A 25252-nucleotide genomic window follows, 5' to 3' on the forward strand; every position below is an offset into this window, starting at 1 on the left:
ATGGGCCGTGCCCGCCGCACGGACGGGGCATCGGACGGCCCGCGTGGAGTGACCCGTTCGGGTCACTCCACGCGTCCTGGGTGGTACGTCGGGGCTGGGGTGGGGTCGCGACGGGCGCCCCAGAGGACCAGCCCCGGGCCCTCACTCCCCGCCGAGGTCCAGCGAGATCACGCCGTAGTCGTAGCCGCGCCGGCGGTAGACCACCGACGGCCGCTCGCTCTCCTTGTCGACGAACAGGTAGAAGTCGTGGCCGACCAGCTCCATCTCGTAGAGGGCCTGGTCGAGGGTCATCGGGCTGGCCGGGTGGGTCTTCTCGCGGACCACGAGCGGGCCGTCGCCGGTGACGGTGATCGGGCCGACCTGGCGCTCGCTGACCGAGCTGTCCTCCGGCTCCTCCACCAGCTCGGGCACCTCGGCCAGGGCCTGGCCCACCGAGACCGGCGCGTGCCGGCCGTGGTGGACCCGGCGGCGGTCGGCGGCCCGGCGCATCTGGGCGGCCATCTTGTCGAGGGCGAGGTCGAGGGCGGCCATCTTGTCCGTGGCGCACGCCTCGGCCCGGATCACCGGTCCCTTCGAGAACGCCGTGAGCTGCACCCGCACCGCCCGGTCGGCCTGCCGGGGGTTGCGTTCGTTCTCCACCTCCACCGAGACCCGCATGATGCGGTGGTCGTGCTTCTCGAGCCGGCTGAGCTTGTCCTCGACGTGGGTGCGATAGCGCTCGCTGAGCTCGCAGTGCCGTCCGGTGACCACAACTTCCATGGGATACCTCCCGTAGCGGTGGGTGTGTTGGTGTGCGCCTACGCCCCGCTCTCTCGGGGCGTGGATGGAGCCCGCCCGGCCGACCTGGTCTTCGACCCCACAATCGCCTGCTGAGGCTTCCGCAGCTTCTCCGCCACTACCGACCTTCTCCCGCCGGCGGCCGCATCTGACGGCCGGGGCGAGGCAGGACTTACGACTAAGCCGCACCGTGATCGTCGACCCACGGCGGCAAGGCCCCGCAGACACCCAGGACGGGGGTCCACGGGGGCGGAGCCCCCGTGCGTCGACTTACGTGGACCGTTTCGCCTGCGACTGGCATCGGCTTGCCGCCCGCGCGCCCGGGCTCCGGGCGTCTGGACGACGCAACCACGGACCCGGGCGGACTCCATGTTGCGACGGTAGTGCGTCCCCCAAATGAACGAAAGGCGTCGCTGCTGAGAATCTGCCGTGCGTACGTCAGGACGGTGCCGGGGAGCGCCGTCGGGTGGCCGCGACGACCGCGACGGCGGACACCGGGAGCCCCACCGCCTCGAGCGCGCGCTGCGCCTCGCGGGCGGTCGCACCGGTCGTCAGCACGTCGTCGCAGACCACCACGCGGAGCCCGGCGGGCCGGCCACGACCCGACCGGTCCGCCCGGCGGGCCAGCCGGTGCAGGCCGGCGGAGGGGCAGCTCATCGACCCGGCGAGGTTCGCCGCGCGGGCGGCCGCGTCGAGGCCGGACTGGTCGACCACCCCGGGCCGGAGCCGCAGCAGCGGGAACGCGAGCGCGTTGTGGCCCGCGTCCGCCAGGCGAGCCGCGGCCCGCAGCGTCACCGCCCGGGTGGGGTCGTGACCGCGGGCGCGGACGCTGGCGCGCCGCGACGGCACCGGCACCAGCAGCACCCGCTCCTCCGGCGCGACGGCGCCCAGTCCCGCCGCGACGGCGAGGGCGAGGAGGTCGCCCACCGGGGCGACCAGCCCGAGCAGCCCGCGCTCCTTGAGCCCCAGCACCATCGACCGGAGGGTGCCGTCGTAGTCGCCGGCCGCCCAGCAGCCCACGAGGCCGGGCGGCACCGGGTCGGGCGCGGCGGGCCGTCCGTGGTCGGGCAGCGCGGCCACGCAGTCGGGGCACAGCAGGCGGCCGGGACGCTCGCACCCCACGCAGCGCCCGCCGAGCAGCAGGTCGAGGGCTGCGTCGAGCACGCCGCGATGCCACCAGCGGGCGGGCGGCCCGGCAACCCCGCGACACTCGCCCTGTGGAGGGTCAGCCGACGAAGTCGACGGCAGAGACCCCGTCGGCGACCGGGATCGGCACGTCCGGACCGGTGAGGTCGACCAGCCCGTCGGCCGTCACGGCGTACGTCGGCGTGCCGGGCGTCGGCGTGCCGATCAGCCGTTCGATGCTGCCGCTGCGGGTCCCCGACATGCCCTCGGCGAGCACCGGTGAGCCGTCCACGGCGATGGTGCGCAGCCGGGAGAGCTCGGTGGTCACCGGGTGCTGCACGACCAGGGTGGTGGGCGAGCGCCACACGATGGAGCGGATCCGCTCCCCGTCGCCGGCCACCGGGGTGATGTCCTCGGCGGGCCCCACCGCGCGCACCCGGCCGGAGGGATCGTGCACCACCCGGCTGGTCAGCACGGCGTCGTAGCCGGCCCGCCGCACGACCGCGACGAGCCGGGTGCCGTCGCGCGAGACCAGCAGCCGCTTGACGTCCGCGCCGGTGATGCCCTCGACGGTCACCGGGCGCAGCCGGTCGCCGACCAGCACCGAGACCACCGACCCGCCCGGCCGCCGATCGGCCACCCACAACCGGTCGGCGAAGTCCCACGCCGGCTCGAGCAGGTCGGTGCCCCTCGTGGCCAGGGTCCGGGTCGGCACGTCCTCGCCCACCAGCGACGAGAGCACCAGGCGGGTGCCGTCGAGGGTCACGCCCGCGGCCTGGCTGCCGGTGAGGTTGGGGCTCACCGAGCGCAGCCCGTGGTCGACGGTGCCGAGCGGCCCCGAGACCGGGGTGAGGTCGGAGGCGGTGCCGGAGACGACCAGTCCGTCGCGCAACCCGTAGAGCAGCGTGCTCGCACCGGCGACGGACGGCGCGTACTTCTCGCCCGAGGCCACCGCGAAGTCGGACTCGCCGCCGCGCTGCACGGGGGTGCCGTTGAGGGTGACCCGGAACCGGGAGATGCTCCGGTCCTGGCGCAGGGTCCAGGCCAGCTGGGCCAGCAGCAGGTCCACCTCGGTGCCGGTGGGCATGGTGGTCTCACCGGTCAGCGCCACCTCGGCGACGCCCGAGGCCGAGACCGGCACCGAGAAGCCGGGCTGCACGTCGAGCGGCACCATCGTGCGGACGTGGTCGCGCAGCGCCGCGGGCGGGCCGGCGACCAGCCGGCGCACCAGGACCGACGGCAGCGTCTTGCCCTTGGGCACGAAGACCGGGTCGGGCACCAGGATCCGGCCGGTGGGGTCGAAGAAGTAGACCGCCACCTGGCGGTAGCGCTGCTGGAACCACCACTCCGGGACGACGAGCGCGTCCGGCGCCCGGTCGATGCGGAACTGGCCGTCCTCGACCACGACCCGGAACTCCAGCTGCGCCTCGGCCGCCGGGAGCACGCCCTGCCACGCACCGCGGCCGTCGAGGCGGTGCCCGCCCTCCAGCCGGACGACGACCTGCGAGGTGCCCGAGGGCGCGCTGGCGGTGGTGTAGGTGATGGTCTCGGCCTCGGGGTCCCACTCGGCGTCGGCCGCCTCGGTGAGGAACGCCCGCGCGACGTCGTAGCGGATCGGGGTCGCCTGCATGGCGTCGAGGAAGCCCCGCACGATCTCCGACTGCGACATCCCCTCGCGCGGCCCGAGCGGGTTGATCGTCATCGCGTCCGCCTGCTCGCCGCTGCCGCGCGCGCCGGTGCGCACGACCGGCCCCTCCTCGGGCATGCCGACGCAGCCGGACGCCGCCAGCGCGAGCGTCAGCACCAGCGGCGCCAGCAGCCGCCTCACCGGGCCACCTCGCGGGCGTCGTCGGGCACCAGCGGCAGCGGGCTCGACCGCAGCGGCTCGCCCGCGTGGCGCGGCAGCGTGAGCCGGAACTGCGCGCCGTCGTGCACCTGGCCCCAGGCCTGCAGCCAGCCGCCGTGGAGGTGGGCGTCCTCGAGCGCGATCGCCAGCCCCAGCCCGGTGCCCCCGCTGGTGCGGGCCCGGGCGGGGTCGGCGCGCCAGAACCGGTTGAAGACCATCGCCGCGTCCTCCGGCGCCAGGCCCACGCCGTGGTCGCGGACCGCGACAGCGGCGGCGTGGTCGTCGCCGTCGACCCGTACCACCACCCGTGCCGGGGCGCCAGGGTCGTCGGCGGGACGGGCGTGGTCGATGGCGTTGGTGACCAGGTTGCGCAGGATCCGCTCCACCCGTCGTACGTCGGCCTCGGCCAGGCACGGCCGGTCGGGGGCCTCGACCACGAGCTCGACGTCGCGGGTGGCAGCGAGCGGGCGGGAGGAGTCGACGACCCGGTGGGCGACGTCGACGAGGTTGACCGCGTCGGTGTCGAGCACCGCGGCCCCGGCGTCGAACCGGCTGATCTCGAGCAGGTCGGCGAGCAGCGTCTCGAACCGGTCGAGCTCGGTCTGGAGGAGCTCGGCGGCGCGGGCGGTGGTGGGGTCGAAGTCCTGACGGGCGTCGTGGAGCACGTCGCCGGCCATCCGCACCGTGGTCAGCGGCGTGCGCAGCTCGTGGGAGACGTCGGCGACGAAGCGCCGCTGCACCCGGCTGAGCTCCTCGAGCCGGCGGATCTGGCGCTGGAGGTTGGTGGCCATCTGGTTGAACGACTGGGCGAGGCGGGCGAGGTCGTCCTCGCCGGAGACCTGCAGCCGCTCCTGCAGCCGGCCGGCGGCCAGCCGCTCGGCCACCTTGCGGGCAAGCCGCACCGGCGTGACGACCTGGCGGGTCACCAACCACGCGACGCCGGCCACGAGCACCAGCAGCAGCCCGCCCGCGGTCAGCAGCGCCCGGCTGACCAGCGCCATCGTCTCCTCCTCCTGCTCCAGCGGGAACAGGAAGTAGAGGACGTAGGTGCGGCCGTCGGCGGGCAGCCGCACCTGGGCCCCCACCACGACGCCGGGCGCGGTGGAGACGACGTCACCGGCGTCGTCGGTGGTGCCGATCCGGGTGTAGGTCCACGCCGCCATCGAGCGGGGGCTGCTGAGCACCTCCTCCAGCGCGGGCGGCACGCTGCGGGCGTCGACGTGGGGGCTCGACTCGGTGCCGCCGTCGGCGATCCGGCCACCGCCCTCGCCGGTCGGGCCGGCCATCACCACGTCGAAGCCACGGGTGGCGCCGCGCTGGATGATCAGCTGCACGAGGTCGCGGCGCTGCGCCGAGGGGTCGGTGACCGGGGTGGCGGCGTCGAGGTTGCGCTCGGCCTCGGCGACCTCGTCGGCGACCTCGGCCGTCACGGCGTCGACGCGGTGCTCGAGCAGGCCCTCGCGGGTCTGCTGCAGCAGGAACCAGCCCACGATGCCGACCACGACCGCCGAGAGCACCAGGGTGCTGGCCACGACCCGGGCCTGCACCGAGCGCCGCCAGAAGGTGAGGGCGCGCCGCACCGTGGCCGAGACGCGGCGTGGGGGCCGGGCGCGCAGCACGTCAGCTCCTCACGGCGTCGGCGCGGCAAGGCGCACGGGAGCGCTCACAGCGTGCCCGCCTTGTAGCCGACGCCGCGGACGGTGACGACGATCCGCGGGTTCTCGACGTCGTGCTCGACCTTGGAGCGCAGCCGCTGCACGTGCACGTTGACCAGCCGGGTGTCCGCGGAGTGGCGGTAGCCCCACACCTGCTCCAGCAGCTCCTCGCGGGTGAACACCAGCCACGGCTTGCGGGCCAGGCAGACGAGGAGGTCGAACTCCAGCGGGGTGAGCGAGATCGGCTCGCCGCCCCGGAAGACGCCGTGCCCGGCGACGTCGATGACCAGGTCGCCGATCGTCAGCGACTCCCCCACCGTGTCGTCGAAGCGGCGCACCCGGGCCCGGATCCGGGCCACGAGCTCCTTGGGCTTGAACGGCTTGACGACGTAGTCGTCGGCGCCGCTCTCGAGCCCGACGACGACGTCGACGGTGTCGCCCTTCGCGGTGAGCATCACGATCGGCACGCCGGACTCGGCCCGGATCTCCTTGCACACGTCGATGCCGTCCTTGCCGGGCAGCATCAGGTCGAGCAGCACGACGTCGGGCCTGTAGTCGCGGAACTCGTCGAGGGCGAGGTCGCCCCGGGTGCACATCCGGCTGTCGAAGCCCTCCTGCCGCAGCACGATGGTGAGCATCTCGGCCAGGGACGCGTCGTCGTCGACCACGAGGACGCGCCCCTTGAACGCAGCATCGCCGCCGGTCCCGGATGGCTCGGTCATGCCGTCAATCCTGCCAGCCGGGGCGGCGGCGTGCTGCTGTGCGGGTCGTCCAGGGTGTTGCGGGGGGGCCCCCGGGGGCGCCCCCCCCCCCCCGAGGGGGTCCTCCGGGGGGGGGGGGGGGGGGGGGGGGGGGGCGGCCCGGGGTTTGGGGGCGCGCCGGGGGGGCGCGCCGCAGCCCTCAGTAGCGGTACGTCTCGGGCTTGTACGGGCCCTCGACCGGGATGCCGAGGTAGCTCGACTGGTCGTCGGTCAGGCTCGTCAGCTTGACGCCCAGGGCGTCGAGGTGGAGGCGGGCGACCTCCTCGTCGAGGTGCTTGGGCAGCACGTAGACGCCGACGGGGTACTCCTCGGTCTTGGTGAAGATCTCGATCTGCGCCAGGACCTGGTTGGTGAAGGAGTTCGACATGACGAACGACGGGTGGCCGGTCGCGTTGCCGAGGTTCATCAGGCGACCCTCGGAGAGCACGATGATCGACTTGCCGGTCGGGAAGGTCCACACGTCGACCTGCGGCTTGACGTTCTTGCGCTCGGCCACGCCCGGCGCCTCGAGGCCGGCCATGTCGATCTCGTTGTCGAAGTGGCCGATGTTGCCGACGATCGCGTTGTGCTTCATCGCCTTCATGTGCTCGACGGTGACGACGTCCTTGTTGCCGGTCGCGGTGATGATGATGTCCGCGATCGGGAGGGCGTCCTCGAGCGTGGTGACCTGGTAGCCGTCCATCGACGCCTGCAGGGCGCAGATGGGGTCGATCTCGGTGACGATGACGCGGGCGCCCTGGCCGCGCAGCGACTCCGCGCAGCCCTTGCCGACGTCGCCGTAGCCGGCCACGACCGCGACCTTGCCGCCGATGAGGACGTCGGTCGCGCGGTTGATGCCGTCGATGAGCGAGTGACGGCAGCCGTACTTGTTGTCGAACTTCGACTTGGTGACCGAGTCGTTGACGTTGATGGCGGGGAAGAGGAGCGACCCCTCCTTCATCATCTCGTAGAGGCGGTGGACACCGGTGGTGGTCTCCTCGGTCACGCCCTTGATCGAGTTGGCGATGGGGGTCCAGTGGTTGGGGTTCTTGGCCAGGACCTCGTTGAGCACCTCGAAGATGATCTTCTGCTCGCCGCTGGTCGCCGTGGTCGGGTCGGGCGCGGTGCCGGCCTTCTCGGCCTGGACACCGAGGTGGACCAGCAGCGTCGCGTCGCCGCCGTCGTCGAGGATCATGTTCGGGAGCTGGTCGCCGGGCCAGTCGAGGATCTGCTGGGTGCACCACCAGTACTCCTCCAGGGTCTCGCCCTTCCAGGCGAAGACCGGGACGCCGGCGGGGGCGTCGACGGTGCCGGTGGGGCCGACGGCGACCGCGGCGGCCGCGTGGTCCTGGGTGGAGAAGATGTTGCAGGAGGCCCAGCGGACCTCGGCGCCCAGCGCGGTCAGGGTCTCGATGAGCACCGCGGTCTGGATCGTCATGTGCAGCGAACCGGCGATCCGGGCGCCGGCGAGGGGCTTGCTGTCGCCGTAGCGGGCGCGCATCGCCATCAGGCCGGGCATCTCGTGCTCGGCGAGCTGGATCTCGGTGCGGCCGAAGTCGGCCAGGCTGAGGTCGGCGACCTTGTAGTCCATGTGCGGTGCTCCTGAGGGGGTGTAGGCGTCCATCGAGGTTAGAACGAGCCGCCCCCGAAAAGGGAATCCTCGACGACCTCGAGAGGTGCGCCCGGCCTCGTCGCCGGGCAGGGTTCCTGCCCCTCAGTGTGCCGCGTGCGCCGCCTCGTCGTCAGACGAACGCCCGAACGGCAGCAGGGTCACCACCGCGAGCACCAGCGCCCCCACGATCACGCCGAGCAGCGCCGACGCGGCCGTGTTGACCAGCCAGGCCAGCGCCCCGCCGATCCCGCCGACCGCGTGCTCGACGTCCTCCTCGAGGTGGTGGACGACGTCGTAGGGCCAGTGCCAGCCGAGGTCGTGGAGCCCGACCAGCTCGATGTGGCCGCCCACCCAGAGCATCGCCGCGGTGCCGACCACCGAGATCGTGGCCAGCACCTTCGGCATCGCGTTGACCATCCCCCGGCCGAGCGCGGGGACGAACGAGCCCGAGCGCTGCGACAGGCTGAGGCCGACGTCGTCGGTCTTCACGATGAGCGCCACCACGCCGTAGACGGCGATGGTGATGACGAGTGCGACCACCGCCAGGATCGCCAGCCGGCTGACGAACGGCTCGTCGGAGACCTCGTTGAGGGCGATCACCATGATCTCGGCGGAGAGGATGAGGTCGGTGCGGATCGCCCCGCCGATCAGCTCCTTCTCCGCGTCGGGGCCGACCTCGGTCACCGGGACGTCGTGGTGGTCGTGGCCGGTGAGCTTGCCCCACACCTTGTGGGCGCCCTCGTAGCAGAGGTAGCCGCCCCCCACCATGAGCAACGGGGTGAGGAGCCACGGCAGGAACTGGCTGAGCAGCAGCGCCGCGGGCAGGATGAACAGGAACTTGTTGCGCAGCGAGCCGACGGCGATCGTGCGCACGATCGGCAGCTCGCGCTCGGCGGCCACCCCGTGGACGTACTGGGGGGTGACGGCGGTGTCGTCGATGACGACACCCGCGGCCTTGGTGGTGGCCCGGCCGGCCGCCGCACCGACGTCGTCGATCGAGGCGGCCGCGAGCCGAGCGAGCGCGGCGACGTCGTCCAACAGCGCGAAGAGCCCACCAGCCATGGGGCGAAGGGTACTGGCCGGGCTCGACTCAGCGACCCACCGGCTGCCGCTCCTCGGAGGTCGCCTCGTCGACCGCGGTCGCGATCGCGTCGGCCTCGGCGGTGGCGACGGTCAGGTCGACCGCCGACTCGACCTGCCGCTGGGCCGGCCCGAACGGGTCGACCACGTGGGTGAGCCAGCGGGCGAGCGGCCGCCAGGCGAGCAGCAGCGACAGCGCCACGGCCGCCACCGAGGTCACCACGAACGCCGTCGCCGGCGCCGACTCGGCCCAGCGCGGGTACCCGGCGTACTCGGCCCCCTTCACCGCGAACCCGTGGAAGAGGTAGACGACGAGGGTGAACGCTCCCATCCGGGCGAACCAGCCCCCGACCCGCGGCACCAAGGCGAAGAAGGCCCAGGCGCCGAGCGTGCCGACGACCAGGAGGGCGGCGCGGGTGAGCAGCGCGCGGGTGTCGCTGACGTCGAGCTCGCTGTAGCGGGAGCGGTAGTAGAGCCACTCGGTGCTGGCCCACCGGTCGGTCCAGGTGGTCAGCACCCAGATCGCGGCCAGGACCCCGACCGCGGTGACCCGCACCCGCCCGTCGCGCAGCCGCTCCAGCCGCTCCGGCGTGGCCTTGAGGCCCATCACGAAGAACGGCAGCAGCCCGAGCACCCGGGCCAGGTCGAGGGTGTCGCCGGCGTAGAGGCCGGCGGCGAGGCTGACCCCCACCGCCACCGGCAGCCCGCCGCGCAGCGGCGCGAACACCGGGGTCAGGAGCCGCCAGAAGAACAGCGCGGCGAGGTACCACATCGGCCAGTGCGGGTCGCGGAACAGGTCCTCGAGCCGCTCCCCGCCGACGTGCACCCGGAACAGCGCCAGCGCGCACTCGAAGACGACGTAGGGCACCACGACGGTGCGGGTCAGCTGCCACATCCGGGCGCGCGACCAGGTGAACGACCGGGACAGGTAGCCGGTGACGAACACGAAGGCCGGCACGTGCCAGGCGTAGAGGAAGTCGTAGAGGTGGGCCACCAGCGGGTCCTGCGGCAGCAGCGTCCAGGAGTGACCGAGGACCACCAGCACGACCAGCGCCATCTTGGCGTTGTCGAACCACGGGTCGCGCTGCACTCCCATGCCCCCTTGGTACCCGGCCTCCCTGAGCACCATCCGGGAGCCGGCTGAGAGGTGCTCAGGTCTCGGTCGTGCCCCGGTCGTCGACCAGGCCGAGCCGGAGGTACTCCGCGGCGTAGGTGCCGCTCAGCAGCAGCGAGGCGTAGCGGGCCACCTCGCTGGGGGCGTCGGTGCTGATGGTCTCGACCCGCACCCGGCGCTCGGCGGCGGCCGCCTGGAGCCGGCCGCGCTGCTCGCGGACCACCGGCTCCTCCGCGCCGTCGTCGAGCACCAGCAGCATCGGCCGCAGCTCGCGCGGACCATCGGCGAAGGGGTCGTCGAAGACGTCGAGCGGCCGCGCGGCCTCCAGCACCGGCAGCAGCTGCTCGGCGTCGCCCGCCAGCGCGGTGCGGCCGCTGGTGCGCCGGATCGACTCCGCGATCCGGCGGGCGGCCCGCGCCGCCAGCACCGAGCCACCCCACACCACGGGGTTGGCGTCGGCCAGCGCGATGGCGGTCATCTTGGCGTCGTTGACCGCGAGGTCGCGGTGTGGCGAGCAGGCGATAGCGACGTCGTCGAGGGCCTGCGCCACCTGCTCGGCGCGGGTCTCGGGGCCGAGCTGCACCCGGTCGAGGTAGGTCAGCATCACCACCGCCGTGGCGAGCTGGTCGCGGGTGGTGGTCGGCAGGATGGTGCTCCAACGCCCCGCGGCGTGCTCGGCCACCATCGAGGTGGGCGGGCAGGCCACGACCACCTGGCAGCCCCGACGCACCGCCTCGGCGACGGCCGAGGCGGTGCCGGGGTCGGAGCCGTCGGGGGCCAGCACCACGACGAGGTCGAGGGTGCCCGCCCAGCCCGGCAGCGCCGGCCCGGGCCAGGCCACGAACGGCACCGGGCACAGCGGCTCGAGCACCGCCCGGAGCAGGCGGGAGTCGGGGCCCGCGGCGATCACCGCCCGCGGCCGCGCGAGCTCGGCGGCCCGCGCCACCGCCTCGTCGGTGGCGGCGGCGGCGTCGCCGGCCTCGCGCCGCACCCGGGCGCCGGACTCGGCGAGGGTGCGCAGGCGCAGGTCGGTGCCGGCCAGGACCGACTCGTCGTCGAGGCGGGACTCGTCGAACCAGGTGGGCATCGCGGCGTCAGTCGCGGCGGGCCTCGTCGACGAGCAGCACCGGGATGCCGTCGCGGACGGGGTAGACCAGGCCGCACTTCTGGCAGGTCAGCTGCGAGGAGTCGTCGGCGAGGACCAGGCTGCCGTGGCAGTCGGGGCACACGATCAGGTCGAGCAGCTCCTGGGAGACGGTCATGGACGCACCTTACGGATCGAGGCGAGCACGGCGTCGCGGACCTCGGCCATGGTGGCCTCGTCGCGACCCTCGGCGTTGAGCCGGAGCAGGGGTTCGGTGTTGGACGGCCGGACGTTGAAGGTCCAGTCGGGGTGGGAGACCGTGAGTCCGTCGAGGTGGTCGAGGGTCACGCCGTCGCGGCCGGCGTAGGCCGCCTCGAGCTCGGCCACCACGGCCTGCTGGTCGGTGACCGTGGAGTTGATCTCGCCGCTCACGGGGTAGCGCTCGTACTCCGCCAGCAGCTCCGAGAGCGGGCGGTCGGTCTCGGCCAGCGCCGCGAGCGCGTGCAGCGCCGCCAGCATGCCCGAGTCGGCGCGCCAGAAGTCGCGGAAGTAGAAGTGGCCGCTGTGCTCGCCGCCGAAGACCGCGTCGGTCTCGGCCATCGTGGCCTTGATGTAGGAGTGGCCGACCCGGGTGCGCACCGGCGTGCCGCCCAGCTCGGTGACCAGCTCGGGGACCGCGCGGCTCGTGATCAGGTTGTGGATGATCGTCGCGCCGGGCTCCTTGGCCAGCTCGCGGGCGGCGATCAGCGCGGTGAGCGTGGACGGCGACACGGCGCGGCCGCGCTCGTCGACGAGGAAGCAGCGGTCGGCGTCACCGTCGAACGCCAGGCCGACGTCGGCGCCCTCGGCCAGCACCGCGGCCTGGAGGTCGCGCAGGGTCTCTGGGTCGATCGGGTTGGCCTCGTGGTTGGGGAAGGTGCCGTCGAGCTCGAAGTAGAGCGGCACCAGCTCGACCTGGTCGGCCCCGAGCCGGTCGAAGACCGCCGGGGCGGTCCAGCCCGCCATCCCGTTGCCGGCGTCGGCGACGACCTTGAGCCGGCGGCCGGCGACCGGCGCCAGGGTCAGCAGGTGGTCGGCGTAGGCGCCCAGGAGGTCGCTCTCGGTCACGGTGCCGCGGGGCGCTCCCCCGGCGTCGACCCCCGACACCACGAGGTCGCGGATCTCGAGCAGGCCGGTCTCGGCGCCGATGGGCGTGGCGTGGGCGCGGCACATCTTGATCCCGTTGTACTGCGCGGGATTGTGGCTCGCCGTGAACATCGCGCCCGGCAGCCCGAGGTGGCCCGAGGCGAAGTACAGCTGGTCGGTCGACGCCAGCCCGACGAGCACCACGTCGGCCCCCATCTCGGCGGCGCCGTCGGCGAACGCGGCCGCCATCCCCGGCGAGCTGGGGCGCATGTCGTGGCCCACGACGACCTCGTCGGCCCCCGTCACCCGGACGAACGCCCGGCCGGTGGCGCGGGCCAGCGCCTCGTCGACCTGCTCACCGACGAGGCCGCGGACGTCGTAGGCCTTGAAGATCGCATGGACGTTCGACGCGGCAAGGGTGTCGGCCATGCCCCGACCCTAGTAGTCGGCCGAGTCGTCCAGCTCCAGAACCCTCAGGTGGCCCCTGCGCTGGACCTCCCGGGTGCCCTGCTCGCTGGGGGACGGCGTCGCCGGGGCCGGCGGCCGGGCGGCCTCGCGGACCGCGTCGGCCAGCGCCAGGAGGTCATCGTCGCTGGGGCCGCGGTCGGAGAGGTCGGAGGCGAGCCGCAGCACCTCCCACCCACGCGGCGCCGAGAGCCGCTCGCTGTGCACCTCGCACAGGTCGTAGGCGTGCGGCTCGGCGTGGGTCGCCAGCGGGCCCAGCACGGCGGTCTGGTCGGCGTAGACGTAGGTGAGCGTGGTGATCGCAGGGCGGCCGCACGCGGCACGCGAACAACGACGAGCAGGACTCACGACCCGGACGCTACCCCGCGCCGTCGCGAGCGCCCCGCCGCCACGCGGCACCCTCGTCTAGGGTTCTCGGGTGCCCCCCGAGATGCCCGCCCGGCGCCGCGACCGGCACGGCCGGGGCATGCGCGGCCCGGGGGTGCTGCCGCGGGTGCCGGGGCGTCCCGAGACCCCCACCGGGGCCCAGCGCTTCGACGACCTGGTGCTCTCGGTCGTCCGCGACCTCGAGGCCCGCTGGGGCGACCGGCTCGGCCTGGTGGAGTACGCCGTCGAGGACGCCCCCCAGATCCCCGACGACTGGACCCCCGGCCAGGTCCCCCTCTCCTCCCTGATCCGCGGCACCGGCCCCCGCCCCACCCGGATCGTCCTCTTCCGCCGCCCCATCGAGCACCGAGCCGAGGGCCGCAGCGAGCTCGAGGCGATGGTGCTCACGGTCCTCGTGGAGCAGGTCGCCGAGCTGCTGGGCATCGACGCCGAGGACGTGGACCCGCGGTACGAGGGGTAGCTGGCGGCGGTTGTGGCAGCCGCTGGTTCCAGGACGAGGTCTGTCGCGAGACCTGGTGAGGCGAGCGCCAGCCAGCGCGTTCGGCTGCCGGGCGCGCGGTGGGTTGCGGTCGCAGGACGATCAATGGGGTTGCTCGCCGTGGCTGGTCGCGGTGGGTGGGCGCGCGCCGTCGGCGGCTGGCGGGTTCGCTGGGGTCGACCGTCGTGGTTGCGGTCCGAAAGAGATCACACGGTGCGTGGCTCACGTGCGTCTGTGGAACTGGACCTTGCCGGTGGGCAGGTAGGTCGTGTTGTACGTCGGGTCGTGGGCGCGTTGGTGGTGGGTGGGGCAGAGGAGGACGCCGTCCTTGAGGTCGGTGTTGCCGCCGTCGGTCCAGCGTGTCCTGTGGTGGGCCTCGCAGGTGGAGGCGGGTCGGTCGCAGCCCTCGCTGCGGCAGGTCTTCTGCTGGAGTCCGAGTGCGATGCGTTGCGGGGTGGTGAACAGTCGTCGGGTGCGGCCGAGGTCGAGGACCTGGGACTGTCCGTCGAGGACGGCGGGGATGAGTCCGGCCTCCCAGGCGAGCCTGCGGGCAGCGCCGGGGCTGATCCGGGTGCCGGTGTCGAGCTCGCACGCCGCCAGGCGTCCTTCGAGCACGGCCACGGGGATGGTCACCACCACGGTGGCGTTCACCCCTCCACGCTGCGGAAGCCGGTCTGCGGGGTAGCGGAGGATGTAGTCGCAGAACGCCTGGCCCAGCGACTGCGACGTGACCTTCTCGTGGGTCAGCGCCGCGTGCGCGAACAACGCCTTCTTGAGGGCTTCGGCGTGCAGGGTGGGGATGACGAACCGGCCGTGGGTCCGACCCTCGCCGTCGTCGAGCATGGTGAGCTTGCACGCCTTCTCGGCCTCGCGCTCCTCGCGAGCCAGTGCCTCGGCTTCGGCTGCTTCGCCGACCTCGGGGCAGACGATGTCAAGGATCCGGTTGCCGAAGATCGTGAGGTCCTTGGCGTCGTGGTGCTGGGCCAGCTCGACCAGCTTGGCCTGCGCCTGATCACGGATCTGCGGGTCGACGCCGTCGGGCAGCTTGGCGATCGCGCCGGCGATGACCTCGGCCTGCTCCAGCAGCAGGTCACCACGTGCCAACGCCTGGGCGACGGTCGGCATGGTGTCGAGAAGCTCGGCGAGCTTCATGGTGCGGGCGGTGTCTCGGCGGGTGGCGTGGGTCGCGACCGCCAGCCACGCCGCGGTGCTGGTGGCGCCGGAGGCGGCTTCGACCTTCTGGCTCTGGGCGTGCCCCGCGACGCGCAGCTCGAGGGCTGCGACCTGGCTCTTGAGTTTCGCGAGCTCGGTGAGGGTCTCGGCTGCTTCAGGGGCGGGCATGCTCCACAGCGGCAGCTCCCCGACGTCGCCCAGCGTGTCCCGCACCTCCGCGACGGCCCGCGAGATGGGGTGCCGTCCGTGGGGTGTGGCCTTCGCTGTCATGCCTCTACCCCAGCACCGACCACCGACAGTCCCCGGCCCGTTTTCGCGTTGTCCACAACGGGATTCGGGGTTGTGACCCGATCGTTACCTTGCTCGCCGGTGGTTGAGGAATCGCGCTAGCGACAGTCTCGAAAGCCCCGCCGGCCGAACACCCTGCGTCCCCACCGGATGCGCGTCGGGGTATCGCCGACCCGGCGCTTGTCGACATCGAGGTGCGCCGACCCGGCGTCAATTAACGACGGCTCGGCGAAAGCGGGCCGCCCGCCGTGGTTGCCGGAGGGCTGCCGGGCTCACGGGGGTTTCGAGACAGGCGTTGCACGCCTTCCTCGACCAGCGGGGGTAGGGGCGCCCGCGCATGCTGGCGGCGCGAGCTTGCGAGTGCCGGCAGTGCGCCGTACAGCAGGCCGACCGAGGCTCGCGGTCAAGGACGCCGAAGGCGCCGCAGGGAATCCTTGACAGCGAGCGTCGGCCTGCTAGGCGCGCGGGCGCATCGAGTCAGCCCCTGAGCGAGCCGAATCCCGAGCAAGGAAGGGCGCTCGTCGTACCAGGTCTCGAGTCAGGACTTCGTCCTTCCCCGACCAGCGGGGAGGCGGGCCGCTAGTCGAGGCCGAGGCGGACGCGGGGGACGCGGGCGTCGCGGGGAAGGTCGACGAGGCCCACGACGGCGGCGCCCTCGCCGACGACGAGCACCGAGGCGAGGAGGCCGGTCAGGCCGGGGGCGGGGGTGACGGCGACGAGGGCGGCACCGGCGGGGAGCTTCACGTTGGCGCCGGTGTCGGGGGTGACCTCGACCTCGGTGCTGGTGAGCTCGGTGCCGTCGGCGGCGTGGACCGCGACGGTGACCGAGCCGGGGGTGGCGGCGCCGGCCAGGTGCAGGCGGGCAGCCCGAGCGCGAGGTACGACGACGGCGGACTCCTGCGTCAGCGGCTGCCCGGGCACCAGCACGGAGAGGTCGTCGTCGACGACCTGGCGCAGGCTGGCGGTGACCGGACCGGTGGCATCGACGACCAGCCCGACCGCCCCGGTGTCGGCCGCCTGGCCGAGGAGCGCGTCGAGCGCCACCACCCGGGTCGAGCCGGGGGCGACGGTGACCTCCTCGACGCCCTCGGGGGCGAACGTCGACTTGGGGGTGACGACCGCGAGCTCGGCGCGCACCTCGCTGTCCCCGGGGTTGGCCAGGACGAGCGTGCGGGTGCCGTCCCCGCGGGTGAGGCCGAGCAGCACCGAGCGGGTCGCGGGCGCGGGCTGGGGGGCGAGCCAGTCGCTGCTCGCCCCCGCGCGGCCGAGCTGGTCGGCGGTGTCGAGCACGGTCGCGGAGAGCTGGCCGCGGAGCACCTCGACGTGCGCGGCGAGGTCGCCGCGGCGCGGCACCAGGGCGGCGAGCTCGAGCAACCGCACCGACCGCCCCGGCACGGCCACGCCCCGGAGCTCGGGGGCGTCGACCGGTCCCGCGGGGGCCAGGAGTCGCACGTCGGCGACGGCCGGCCCCTGGTCGGGGTTGACCAGGGCGATCGTCGAGCGGTGGGTCGCACCGGCGCCGACGCCGGTGAACCACTGGTCGGCGCGGGGTACGTCGCAGCGGGTCGCCGCCACCGGCGCGCCGGCGTGCCGGCCGGCCACCAGGGCGGGGGCCAGGTCGTCGTCGGCCGAGACCAGCACCGCTCCCCCACCGCCCGGCACCGAGGCGACCCGCCCCGAGGCGAGCTCGAGGTCGTCGCCGGCCCCGGCCGCGGCCTGCTCCTCCGTGGTGACCGAGACCCGGCCGCGGAGGTCGCCGGTGAGCCCGGCGCCGAGCGGCGTCACCGCCACCCGCGACTCCGCCCCACCACCGGCGGGGCAGGCCACCGTCACCGACGACAGGTCGACCCGGTCGGGCGACTCCTCGGCCGCGGGGCGCTCGTCGGCGGGCCGGACGGCGAGCAGGGCCAGGGCGCAGGCGACCGGCAGCAACAGCGCGAGCAGGCCGTCGAGCCCGAACCGCCCGCCCCGGGCCCGCGTCGCCCGGCGCCCGCCGCTCACCGGCGCTCCCGGTCGGTCGTCGGCGCGCTCAGCACCAGCACGGTCACCACGGCCGCCGCCTGCACCAGCAGCAGGACCAGCCGCAGCGGCGAGGTCGACCCGCCCAGGTCGCGCCCGTCGGTGGGCAGCGACTCGTCGACCCGCCAGGCCCGGGTCGCGCGGTCCTCGGCGCTGGCCTGCACCAGCCCGGTCACGCCGTCGAGCACGGCGGCGACGTCGGGGTCGGCGGGAGCCGGCAGCACGACGTACTCGATGCCGTCGCCGGCCAGGTCGCGCACCGCGTCCTCGGTCGGGCGACCGGTGAGCGCGGCGACGTGGTCGGTGAGCCGACGGTCCTCGCTGGTCAGCGCGAGCACCTCGTCCTCGCCGAGGGTGACGCCGTCACCGCGGCGGACGACGTAGGTCAGCCCGTCGTCGACGCTGCCGCGGACCACGAGGATGCCGTGCTCGGCACCGGCGGTCGCGGTCTGGACCATGTACGCCGGGATGCCGGCGTCGGTGTCGTCGTGCAGCGTCTCGCTGCCGGTGGCGACCCACCAGCCGAGCCCGGCGAGGGTCGCGGTGGTCGCGACCAGCGCCGGCAGGGCGACCAGCCGGCGCCGGCGGTGGGCCGAGCCGCCCAGCAGGCCGAGGGTGCCGAGCACGACGGCGACGACGAACGTGCCCTGCACGACGACCAGCAGCGCCCCGAGCCCCGGCGGCACCGAGACCGCGGCCAGGTCGAGGGTCAGGGTGGAGGCGAGGGCGGCGACCACGACGGTCACCAGGGCCACCACCCAGCAGATCAGCACCCCCACCCGGGAGCGGCGCGGCAGCAGCGCGAGCAGCGCGAGGACGGGCAGCACGACACCGAGCCACCACGGGGCGCCGGGCCCGTCGAGGCCGCCCACCCGGCCGAGCACCAGCTCGAGCCCGGCGGTCCGGGGCGCAGGCAGCCGGCCGGCGTCGAGCAGCAGCCCCTCGGCGGCACGGTGGACCAGGGCGGGCAGCCACCACGGCAGCAGCAGCACCGGCACCAGGCCGATCGCAGTGGCGGGCGGTCCCCAGACGGTGCGGTCGCGGGTCAGGCTCGGCATCAGCCGCAGCGCGGTCGTGACCACGACCAGGCCCAGCACCAGCGCGAACGGCCACGCCAGCGGCGTGAACGCCGTGACGACCGCCAGCAGCACGCCGGTGCGGAAGCCGGCCCGCCAGCGGCGGTCGGCCTCGGGGTCGGCGAAGCCGAGCGCGGCGTGCGCGAGCCACGGCAGCAGCACCGCGGTCGCCACCGGGCCCAGCCGCCCGTCGCCCCAGGCGCCGGCGACCACCGGCACCAGCGCGTAGGTCGCGGCGCCCCACAGGATCAGCCAGCGCGGCGCGCCCTGCTCGGTCGCCAGCCGGCCCACGACCCGCAGCAGCCGCCACGCGCCCCAGACCGAGACCGGCACCGCGAGCACGAGCAGCGCCGAGACGGCGACGCCCGGGTCGGCGCCGAGCGGCAGCGCGAGCAGCGTCAGCGGCAGCAGGTACGCCGGGGCCGGCACCGGCGTGCCCGGCCCCACCGGGTGGCGGGCGTCGACCAGCAGCGACCACCACGACCCGAGCCCGCTCGGGGCCGGGGACAGCCCGCCGCCGGCGACCTGCCCGAACGCGTCGCGGGCGCCGACCAGCGCGAGCGCGACCAGCACGGCGAGCGCCACCGCGACGGGGTTGGTGAGGAACCGGACGACCAGCCCGGTCTCGGCGATCTCGTCCTCGTCGGCCGCGGCCTCGAGCCGCTCGGCGCGACGGGCGGCGAACGACGACGGGTCGGCCTGGGCGGCCGCGGCCCGGCGGCGGTCGGCCACGTCGGCGGCCTGCTGGCTGAACGCGCCGAGCACGTCGGTGACGAAGTCGAGCCCGTGCCGGTAGGGCAGCCACCACGGGGCCAGCAGCCGGCCGACGGCGTCGGGGTCCGGGTCGCCGCGCCTGCTGCGGCGGCGCCGCCGGGCGCGCAGCAGGGTGCCGGGCGAGGCGAGCACCGAGGCCAGCGCGGCCACCTCGTCCCCGGCCTGCCGGGGCGCGCGCACCAGCAGGAAGCCGAGGGCCCGCAGCACCGTGCCCACGACCAGCCGGACCACCCGCCACGGCAGCGACCGGGCCCGGCCGTTGGCCAGCAGCGTCCACAGCGCGGCGCGGCGCTCCTGGAAGTGGGTGTGGGTGCCGGTCAGCGGCGTGCGCCGCAGGCCGCGGTGGGCGGCCTCGGCGTGGAAGACCACGGCGGCCGGCACCGCCAGGGTGCGGTGACCGGCGGCGGCGGCCCGCCAGCCCAGGTCGAGGTCGTTCCCGAAGACCGGCAGCTGCTCGTCGTAGCCGCCCAGCGCCTCGAGCACGCTGCGCCGGACCAGCAGGCCGGCGGAGTTGACCGCCAGCACCGGCCGTGGCTCGACGTACTGGCCCTGGTCGTACTCGCCCCGCTCCAGCCCCGTCTCGCGGCGGCCGGTGCCGCTGATCGTGACGCCCAGCTCGAGCAGTCGGCGCAGCGAGGGCCACTCCCGCAGCTGGGGTCCGAGCAGGTCGACGTCGGGGTGCGCGGCCGCTGCGGCCAGCAGCGCGGCGAGCGCGCCGGGGTCGGGGCGGGCGTCGTCGTGGAGGATCCAGACCCACTCCGGCGCGAGGCCGCGCTCGCGGAGCACCGCGAGCCCGTGGGCCACCGCGGCCGGGAAGCCGGTGTCGGCGGGCAGCACCTCCACCGGCGCGGCGCCCAGGGGGCCGGGGGCGGCCGCGACCAGGTCGGCGCTGCCGTCGGTGCTGCCGGTGTCGACGGCGACGGCGTGCGCCACCGGGGCCGTCTGCTCGGCGATGCCCGTCAGGACCTGCGGCAGCCAGCGCGCGCCGTCGTGGCTGACCAGCAGCAGCGCCACCTCACCCACGGAGCTCACCCCGGGGCGCGGGCGCGGGTGGCGTGGACACGATCCTCGACCCTACCGGCGCCACCCAGCCCCCGGGACACGCCCGGACGACGCCCCGCCCGGCGCGCGCCCGCAAATACAGAGGAGCCCCGGCGACTGCCGGGGCATCCTCTGTGACGGGGTGGAGCCGTCGACCTGCGCGCCGGGGGCGCGGGGGCGACCGCTCAGACTGCGCGCTTCTTCAGCTTGCGGCGCTCCCTCTCGGAGAGACCGCCCCAGATGCCGAAGCGCTCGTCGTTGGAGAGTGCCGACTCCAGGCACTCCTGTCGTACCTCGCACGTCTGGCAGACCTTCTTGGCCTCCCGCGTGGAACCGCCCTTCTCGGGGAAGAACGCTTCGGGGTCGGTCTGAGCGCACAGTGCGCGCTCCTGCCACCCCGCATCGTCGGCGTCCCCGGTGACGAGAAAGAGTTCTCTCACGGCATTCGCCCTTTCGACCCTGACGTTGTTGCTTCCGACCCTGCTGTGCTCTCCGAAACGCCGAGTGACACTGTGGGAATTACATGCCTGTCGTACACCGGAAGTCAAGCCCGAGTCTGCTATAGCCCCGGCGGGCACCGGTGCCGCCCCTCCCCCGCGTGGACCGCCCGGCCGCACCACGGGGCGGTGCGAGACAGTGTGGGCATGCAGCACGGGTTCGAGAACATCACCGTCCTCTCCGGCGGGATGGGTGGCGCGAAGTTCCTCCAGGGCCTCCTCCACGGCATCTCGTCGGGCTCGCTCCCGGGCGTCTCGCCCGACGCGCGGGTCACCGTCGTGGCCAACACCGCCGACGACATCTGGGTCCACGGGCTCAAGGTCTGCCCCGACCTCGACACGGTGATGTACACCCTCGGCGACGGGATCGACCTGGAGCGCGGCTGGGGCCGACGCGACGAGGGCTGGAAGGTCAAGGACGAGCTCGCGGCGTACGGCGTGGAGCCCACCTGGTTCGGCCTGGGCGACCGCGACGTCGCGACCCACCTCGTGCGCACCCAGATGCTCGACGCCGGCTACCCGCTCTCCCAGGTCACCGAGGCGCTGTGCCGGCGCTGGCTGGCGCCCACCGTCGGCGACCGGGTGCGGCTGCTGCCGATGACCGACGACCGGGTCGAGACCCACGTCGCGGTGCGCGACGAGGAGTCGCCCAGCGGCCGCCGGGTGATCCACTTCCAGGAGTACTGGATCCGGCTGCGTGCCTCGGTGCCGGCCGAGACCGTGCTCTTCGTCGGCCTCGAGGACGCCACTGCGGGGCCCGGCGTCGTCGACGCGATCACCGACGCCGACCTGGTGGTGCTGCCGCCCTCGAACCCCGTGGTCTCGGTGGGCACCATCCTCGGCGTGCCGCGGGTGCGCGAGGCGGTCGCCGCCACCCGTGCGCCGGTCGTGGGCCTCTCGCCGATCATCGGCACCAGCCACGTGCGCGGCATGGCCGAGCAGATGCTGACCTCGATCGGCGTCGAGGTCAGCGCGGCCGGCGTCGGGCTCCACTACGGCGCCCGCTCGGCCGGCGGCGTCCTCGACGGCTGGCTGGTCGACTCCTCCGACGCCGACCAGGTCGCGCGACTCCAGGCCGGTGGCCTCGCCGCGGCCGCCGCGCCGCTGTGGATGACCGACCACGACGCCACCGCCGCGATGGCCGCCGCCGCGATCGGCCTGGTGTCGTGAGGCCCGCCCTGGTCGTGACCGCCCCCGACGGGGTGCCCGAGGTGCGGGCGGGTGACGACCTGGCGGCGCTGCTGGCACCGCTGGTCGACCTCGCCGACGGCGACGTCGTCGTCGTGACCAGCAAGGTGGTGGCCAAGGCCGAGGGCCGGGTGGTGGCCGGCACCGACCGCGAGACGGCGCTGGCGGGCGAGACCGTGCGGGTGGTGGCCCGTCGTGGGCCGACGACGATCGCGCGCACCCGCCACGGGCTGACGATGGCCGCCGCCGGCATCGACGCCAGCAACGTCGAGCAGGGGTCGGTCGTGCTGCTGCCGCTCGACCCCGACAACTCGGCCCGCCGCCTGCGGGCGGCCCTCCACGAGCGCACCGGCCGCACCGTCGGCGTCGTGGTCAGCGACACCGCCGGGCGCGCCTGGCGCGAGGGACAGACCGACATCGCGATCGGTGCCGCCGGGATCGTCGTCTCCGAGCAGTACGCCGGCCGGCACGACGCGCACGGCAACGAGCTGGTCGTCACGGCCCCGGCGGTCGCCGACGAGCTCGCCGGCGCGGCCGAGCTCGCCACCGGCAAGCTCGGCGCGCGGCCGTTCGCCGTGGTTCGCGGTCGCGCCGACCTGGTGCTGCCGGCCGGCGACCCCGGCCCCGGCGCCGTGGCCCTGGTACGCCCCGAGGGCGCCGACCTGTTCGGCTGGGGCGCGCGCGAGGCGGTGGTCCGCGCGCTGCGGGGCGAGCCGGCCGACCGCACCCCCTTCGGAGCACCGGCGGCGACCGACGAGCTCGCCGCCGCCCTCGCGACCGCGCTCGGCGTGGTCGCCACGGCCGAGGGCGACGCCCTCGTCGTACCCCTCCCCGACGGCGACGGCCGGCTCGCGGCGCTGGCGTTCGCGCACGGCTGGGAGGTGGTCCCGACGGCCGCCGGCGACGCGGATCCGACCGTCGGGTCACGGATCCGCCCCGCGACTCCGTAGAATCTGCCGACGGGTCGGGGCAGCCTGCCTCGTCCCGTGCCCGCACCCATCCCGCACCAGACCCCCGAGGAACTCCCAGCCGTGGCCAAGAAGTCCGCCAAGTCCGACCGTCAGGCGGTCATCGACGAGATCCGCAAGAAGCAGCGCCGGGCCGACCGCCGGGGCAGCTTCGCCATCGTCGGCGTCATGCTGACCGTCGCCGTCATCATCGTGGCGGTGGCCGCCTACCGTCCGGTCAAGGACTGGTGGGACCTGCGCGAGTTCCGCAACCAGAAGCTCAGCTCGATCGGCGCCCCCGCCTCGGTGTGCGGCGAGATCGAGGAGCGGGAGGCCACCGGCATCCAGGACCACGTCCAGCAGGGCACGCCGATCGACTACCCCGACGTGCCGCCCACCTCGGGTCAGCACTACGACGAGTGGGACCCGATGGCGCGGAAGTTCTACACCACCGACGACCGGCCCGAGCTCGGCAACCTGGTGCACAACCTCGAGCACGGCTACACGATCCTCTGGTACGACGAGACCGCGGCCGACGACAGCGGCATGCTCACGACGATCGAGGGGCTGGCCAAGAAGTTCCCGGGCGAGTCCAACTACCGCTTCAAGTTCAAGGCCGTGCCCTGGACCGACGACGACGGCAAGGCGTTCCCCGACGACATGCACATCGCGCTGACCCACTGGTCGGCCGGCGGCGACGGCGAGACCGACGCGAGCAAGCAGAAGGGCATCGTGCAGTTCTGCTCCGAGCCCAGCGGCGCGGCGCTCGAGGACTTCATGGAGAAGTACCCCTACACCGACTCCCCGGAGCCCGGCGGCGCCTGACCGCGCCGACCGGCGGGGCCGGCCGGCTCAGGTCAGGTCGGCGCGACCCGACTGCTTGAGGTCGGCGACGACCTCCTTGACGTCCTGGGCGTGGGCGCGGGTCGTGACCAGCAGCGCGTCGGGGGTGTCGACGACCACCACGTCGTCGAGGCCCACGACCGCCACCAGGCGACCCGAGCCGGGCACGACCAGCCCGGTGCTGTGCACGTCGCGCACCAGCGCCGGGTCGCCGAGCACCACGGGCACCGCGCGGTCGTCACCGGCGCCGAGCAGCGCGGCGAGCGAGTCGAAGTCGCCGACGTCGTCCCAGCCGAACGACGCGGGCACGGTGGCCACCCGGCCTGCGTCGGCGGCCGGCTCGGCCACCGCGTGGTCGAGCGCGATGCGGGGCAGCTCGGGCCACACCTCCTCGAGCCGGTCGAGGTCGCCGGCGAGGGCGCGCAGCGCCGCCGCGAAGTCGGGGTCGCTCGCCGCGAGCAGGTCGAGCAGTACCCGCGGCCGGACGACGAACATGCCGGCGTTCCAGCGGTACTCCCCGCTCGCGAGGTAGCCCTCGGCCACCACCGGCGACGGCTTCTCCACGAACGACCGCACCCGGAACGCGCCGGCGTGCCCGGCGAGCGGGTCGCCGAGGTGCACGTAGCCGAACGCCGAGGAGGGGAACGTCGGCTCGATGCCGATGGTCACCAGCCAGTCCTCGCGGGCCACCTCGACGGCGGTGCGCACGGTGTCGCGGAAGACCGCCGGCTCGGCGATCACGTGGTCGGCGGCGAAGGAGCCCATCACCGCGTCGGGGTCGAGCCGCTCCAGCACGGCGGCGGCCAGGCCGATCGCGGCCATCGAGTCGCGCGCCGACGGCTCGGCGAGGATCGCGGCGTCCGGCAGCCGGGTCTGCTCGGCCACGGCGTCGCGGTGGGCGCGGCCGGTCACCACGAGGAACCGGTCGTCGACCAGCGGGGCGAGCCGGTCGACGGTCTCCTGGAGCAGCGTGCGGCCGCTGCCGGTCAGGTCGCTCAGGAACTTCGGCGCGGCCGACCGCGAGACCGGCCACAGCCGGGTGCCGGCACCTCCCGCGGGGATGACGGCGTGGAAGTGGTCGATCGCTCCGGGGACGGCGCTCATGGGGGCCACCCTAGAGACCCCGGGGCGGCTCTACGGTTACGGGTGTGACGACGTTCCCCGCCCTGCTCGACGACCTGCTGCGCCGCGCGCCGGGCCGCCCGCTGGTCACCTGGTACGACGAGGCGACCGGGGAGCGCACCGAGCTCTCGGTCGCGACCTACGCCAACTGGGTGGCCAAGACCGCCTCGCTGCTCGTGGAGGAGCACGACCTCGAGCGCGGCAGCCTGCTGCGCGTGGACCTGCCGGCCCACTGGCTGGGCCCGGTGTTCCTCGGCGCGGCCTGGCTCTCCGGGATGTCGGTCGTGCTCGACGACCGCCTCGAGCGCGAGGTGCCGGGCGCCGCGCCCCACGCGGTCGTGTGCGGACCGGCCGGCGTCGAGCGGTGGGCCGGCCGCGCCCCGCAGGTGCCGGTGCTGGCCTGCTCGCTGCTGCCGCTCGGCGTCCGGTTCGCCGACCCGCTGCCCGCCGGCGTCCACGACGTCGGCGTCGAGGTGTGGTCGCAGCCCGACTCGTTCGTGCCGTGGGACCCGCCCGCCGAGGGCGACGTCGCGGTGCTGGGCCCCGATGGCGGGGTCACGCAGGGGGAGCTGTGGAGCACGGCCGCCGCCGGGAGTCTCCTCACCGACGGCGGCCGCCTCCTGTCGGAGGCGAACCCGGCTTCCCCACCGGGTGTCGCCTCCCTGGTGGAGCCGCTCGCGAAGGGCGGCTCCCTCGTCCTGGTGTCCGGCGCCGGACCGGATCGGCTCGAGACGATCGAGATCGCCGAGCGCTGCACGGCCCGCTTCCCACGCGCGTGACCCAGGGACGTTCGCTG

At 74.5% G+C, this 25252-nt stretch carries 22 protein-coding genes; 5 read left to right on the forward strand and 17 right to left on the reverse strand.

What is annotated here, in order from left to right:
* Positions 1–141: 141 nt before the first annotated feature.
* From hpf to JT721_RS01980, 12 genes are all read right to left on the reverse strand, one after another.
* Entirely contained in the window at positions 142–759 is a 618-nt protein-coding gene (gene hpf / locus JT721_RS01925; RefSeq protein WP_205471190.1) for a ribosome hibernation-promoting factor, HPF/YfiA family, read from the reverse strand.
* Positions 760–1215: 456 nt separating this feature from the next.
* Positions 1216–1941: a ComF family protein gene (locus JT721_RS01930; protein ID WP_205471191.1), complete on the reverse strand. Its 726-nt coding sequence runs from the start codon at positions 1939–1941 to the stop codon at positions 1216–1218.
* Positions 1942–2002: 61 nt separating this feature from the next.
* Entirely contained in the window at positions 2003–3730 is a 1728-nt protein-coding gene (locus JT721_RS01935) for an LpqB family beta-propeller domain-containing protein (RefSeq protein WP_205471192.1), read from the reverse strand.
* On the reverse strand, positions 3727–5367 hold the full coding sequence (gene mtrB, locus JT721_RS01940; RefSeq protein WP_205471193.1) for an MtrAB system histidine kinase MtrB: 1641 nt from the start codon (positions 5365–5367) through the stop codon (positions 3727–3729). Before mtrB ends, JT721_RS01935 begins: the two co-directional genes overlap by 4 nt.
* A gap of 44 nt (positions 5368–5411) precedes the next feature.
* Complete coding sequence (mtrA, locus tag JT721_RS01945) at positions 5412–6125, reverse strand: MtrAB system response regulator MtrA (RefSeq protein WP_205471194.1); 714 nt, start codon at positions 6123–6125, stop codon at positions 5412–5414.
* Positions 6126–6303: 178 nt separating this feature from the next.
* Positions 6304–7734 carry an adenosylhomocysteinase gene (ahcY, locus tag JT721_RS01950; RefSeq protein WP_205471195.1) on the reverse strand — a complete coding sequence of 477 codons (1431 nt, stop codon included), beginning with the start codon at positions 7732–7734 and terminating at the stop codon, positions 6304–6306.
* Between the two features lie 123 nt (positions 7735–7857).
* Positions 7858–8817: a DUF808 domain-containing protein gene (locus JT721_RS01955; RefSeq protein WP_205471196.1), complete on the reverse strand. Its 960-nt coding sequence runs from the start codon at positions 8815–8817 to the stop codon at positions 7858–7860.
* Positions 8818–8845: 28 nt separating this feature from the next.
* Positions 8846–9931 carry an acyltransferase family protein gene (locus JT721_RS01960; RefSeq protein ID WP_205471197.1) on the reverse strand — a complete coding sequence of 362 codons (1086 nt, stop codon included), beginning with the start codon at positions 9929–9931 and terminating at the stop codon, positions 8846–8848.
* 55 nt (positions 9932–9986) lie between these two features.
* On the reverse strand, positions 9987–11036 hold the full coding sequence (locus JT721_RS01965) for an SIS domain-containing protein (protein ID WP_205471198.1): 1050 nt from the start codon (positions 11034–11036) through the stop codon (positions 9987–9989).
* 7 nt (positions 11037–11043) lie between these two features.
* On the reverse strand, positions 11044–11211 hold the full coding sequence (locus JT721_RS01970) for a Trm112 family protein (protein WP_205471199.1): 168 nt from the start codon (positions 11209–11211) through the stop codon (positions 11044–11046).
* Positions 11208–12587, reverse strand: a complete 1380-nt coding sequence (locus JT721_RS01975; protein ID WP_205471200.1) for a phosphomannomutase/phosphoglucomutase — start codon at positions 12585–12587, stop codon at positions 11208–11210. The genes JT721_RS01970 and JT721_RS01975 overlap by 4 nt, the downstream gene beginning before the upstream one ends.
* 9 nt (positions 12588–12596) lie before the next feature.
* Positions 12597–12971, reverse strand: coding sequence for a DUF3499 domain-containing protein (locus JT721_RS01980; RefSeq protein WP_205471201.1), 375 nt, complete (start codon positions 12969–12971; stop codon positions 12597–12599).
* Positions 12972–13041: 70 nt separating this feature from the next.
* Between JT721_RS01980 and JT721_RS01985 the strand changes: the two genes are divergently transcribed.
* Positions 13042–13470: a metallopeptidase family protein gene (locus tag JT721_RS01985; RefSeq protein ID WP_307827840.1), complete on the forward strand. Its 429-nt coding sequence runs from the start codon at positions 13042–13044 to the stop codon at positions 13468–13470.
* 240 nt (positions 13471–13710) lie between these two features.
* Here JT721_RS01985 and JT721_RS01990 read toward each other — a convergent pair whose 3' ends face one another.
* The 4 genes from JT721_RS01990 to JT721_RS02005 all read right to left on the reverse strand — a co-directional run bounded on the left by JT721_RS01990 (position 13711) and on the right by JT721_RS02005 (position 20299).
* Positions 13711–14931, reverse strand: coding sequence for an HNH endonuclease signature motif containing protein (locus JT721_RS01990; protein ID WP_205471202.1), 1221 nt, complete (start codon positions 14929–14931; stop codon positions 13711–13713).
* 597 nt (positions 14932–15528) lie between these two features.
* Positions 15529–16950, reverse strand: coding sequence for a DUF5719 family protein (locus JT721_RS01995; RefSeq protein WP_205471203.1), 1422 nt, complete (start codon positions 16948–16950; stop codon positions 15529–15531).
* Complete coding sequence (locus JT721_RS02000) at positions 16947–19841, reverse strand: glycosyltransferase family 2 protein (protein WP_205471204.1); 2895 nt, start codon at positions 19839–19841, stop codon at positions 16947–16949. The genes JT721_RS01995 and JT721_RS02000 overlap by 4 nt, the downstream gene beginning before the upstream one ends.
* Positions 19842–20044: 203 nt before the next feature.
* Entirely contained in the window at positions 20045–20299 is a 255-nt protein-coding gene (locus tag JT721_RS02005) for a WhiB family transcriptional regulator (protein WP_205471205.1), read from the reverse strand.
* Positions 20300–20503: 204 nt separating this feature from the next.
* Here JT721_RS02005 and cofD point away from each other — a divergent pair, with 204 nt between their 5' ends.
* From cofD to JT721_RS02020, 3 genes are all read left to right on the forward strand, one after another.
* Positions 20504–21526 (forward strand): 2-phospho-L-lactate transferase, encoded by a 1023-nt coding sequence (gene cofD / locus JT721_RS02010; protein WP_205471206.1) that lies wholly within the window; start codon positions 20504–20506, stop codon positions 21524–21526.
* Entirely contained in the window at positions 21523–22494 is a 972-nt protein-coding gene (gene cofE, locus JT721_RS02015; protein WP_205471207.1) for a coenzyme F420-0:L-glutamate ligase, read from the forward strand. Before cofD ends, cofE begins: the two co-directional genes overlap by 4 nt.
* Positions 22495–22575: 81 nt before the next feature.
* Positions 22576–23316, forward strand: a complete 741-nt coding sequence (locus JT721_RS02020) for a DUF3105 domain-containing protein (protein WP_205471208.1) — start codon at positions 22576–22578, stop codon at positions 23314–23316.
* Positions 23317–23343: 27 nt separating this feature from the next.
* Here JT721_RS02020 and JT721_RS02025 read toward each other — a convergent pair whose 3' ends face one another.
* Positions 23344–24438, reverse strand: a complete 1095-nt coding sequence (locus tag JT721_RS02025; RefSeq protein WP_205471209.1) for a mannose-1-phosphate guanylyltransferase — start codon at positions 24436–24438, stop codon at positions 23344–23346.
* A 44-nt stretch (positions 24439–24482) separates the two neighbouring features.
* Between JT721_RS02025 and JT721_RS02030 the strand changes: the two genes are divergently transcribed.
* Positions 24483–25235, forward strand: a complete 753-nt coding sequence (locus tag JT721_RS02030; protein WP_205471210.1) for a TIGR03089 family protein — start codon at positions 24483–24485, stop codon at positions 25233–25235.
* The last annotated feature ends 17 nt before the right edge of the window (positions 25236–25252 follow it).

Origin of the sequence: Nocardioides sp. SYSU D00038 (assembly GCF_016924665.1) — a bacterium.
Lineage (GTDB): Bacteria > Actinomycetota > Actinomycetes > Propionibacteriales > Nocardioidaceae > Nocardioides.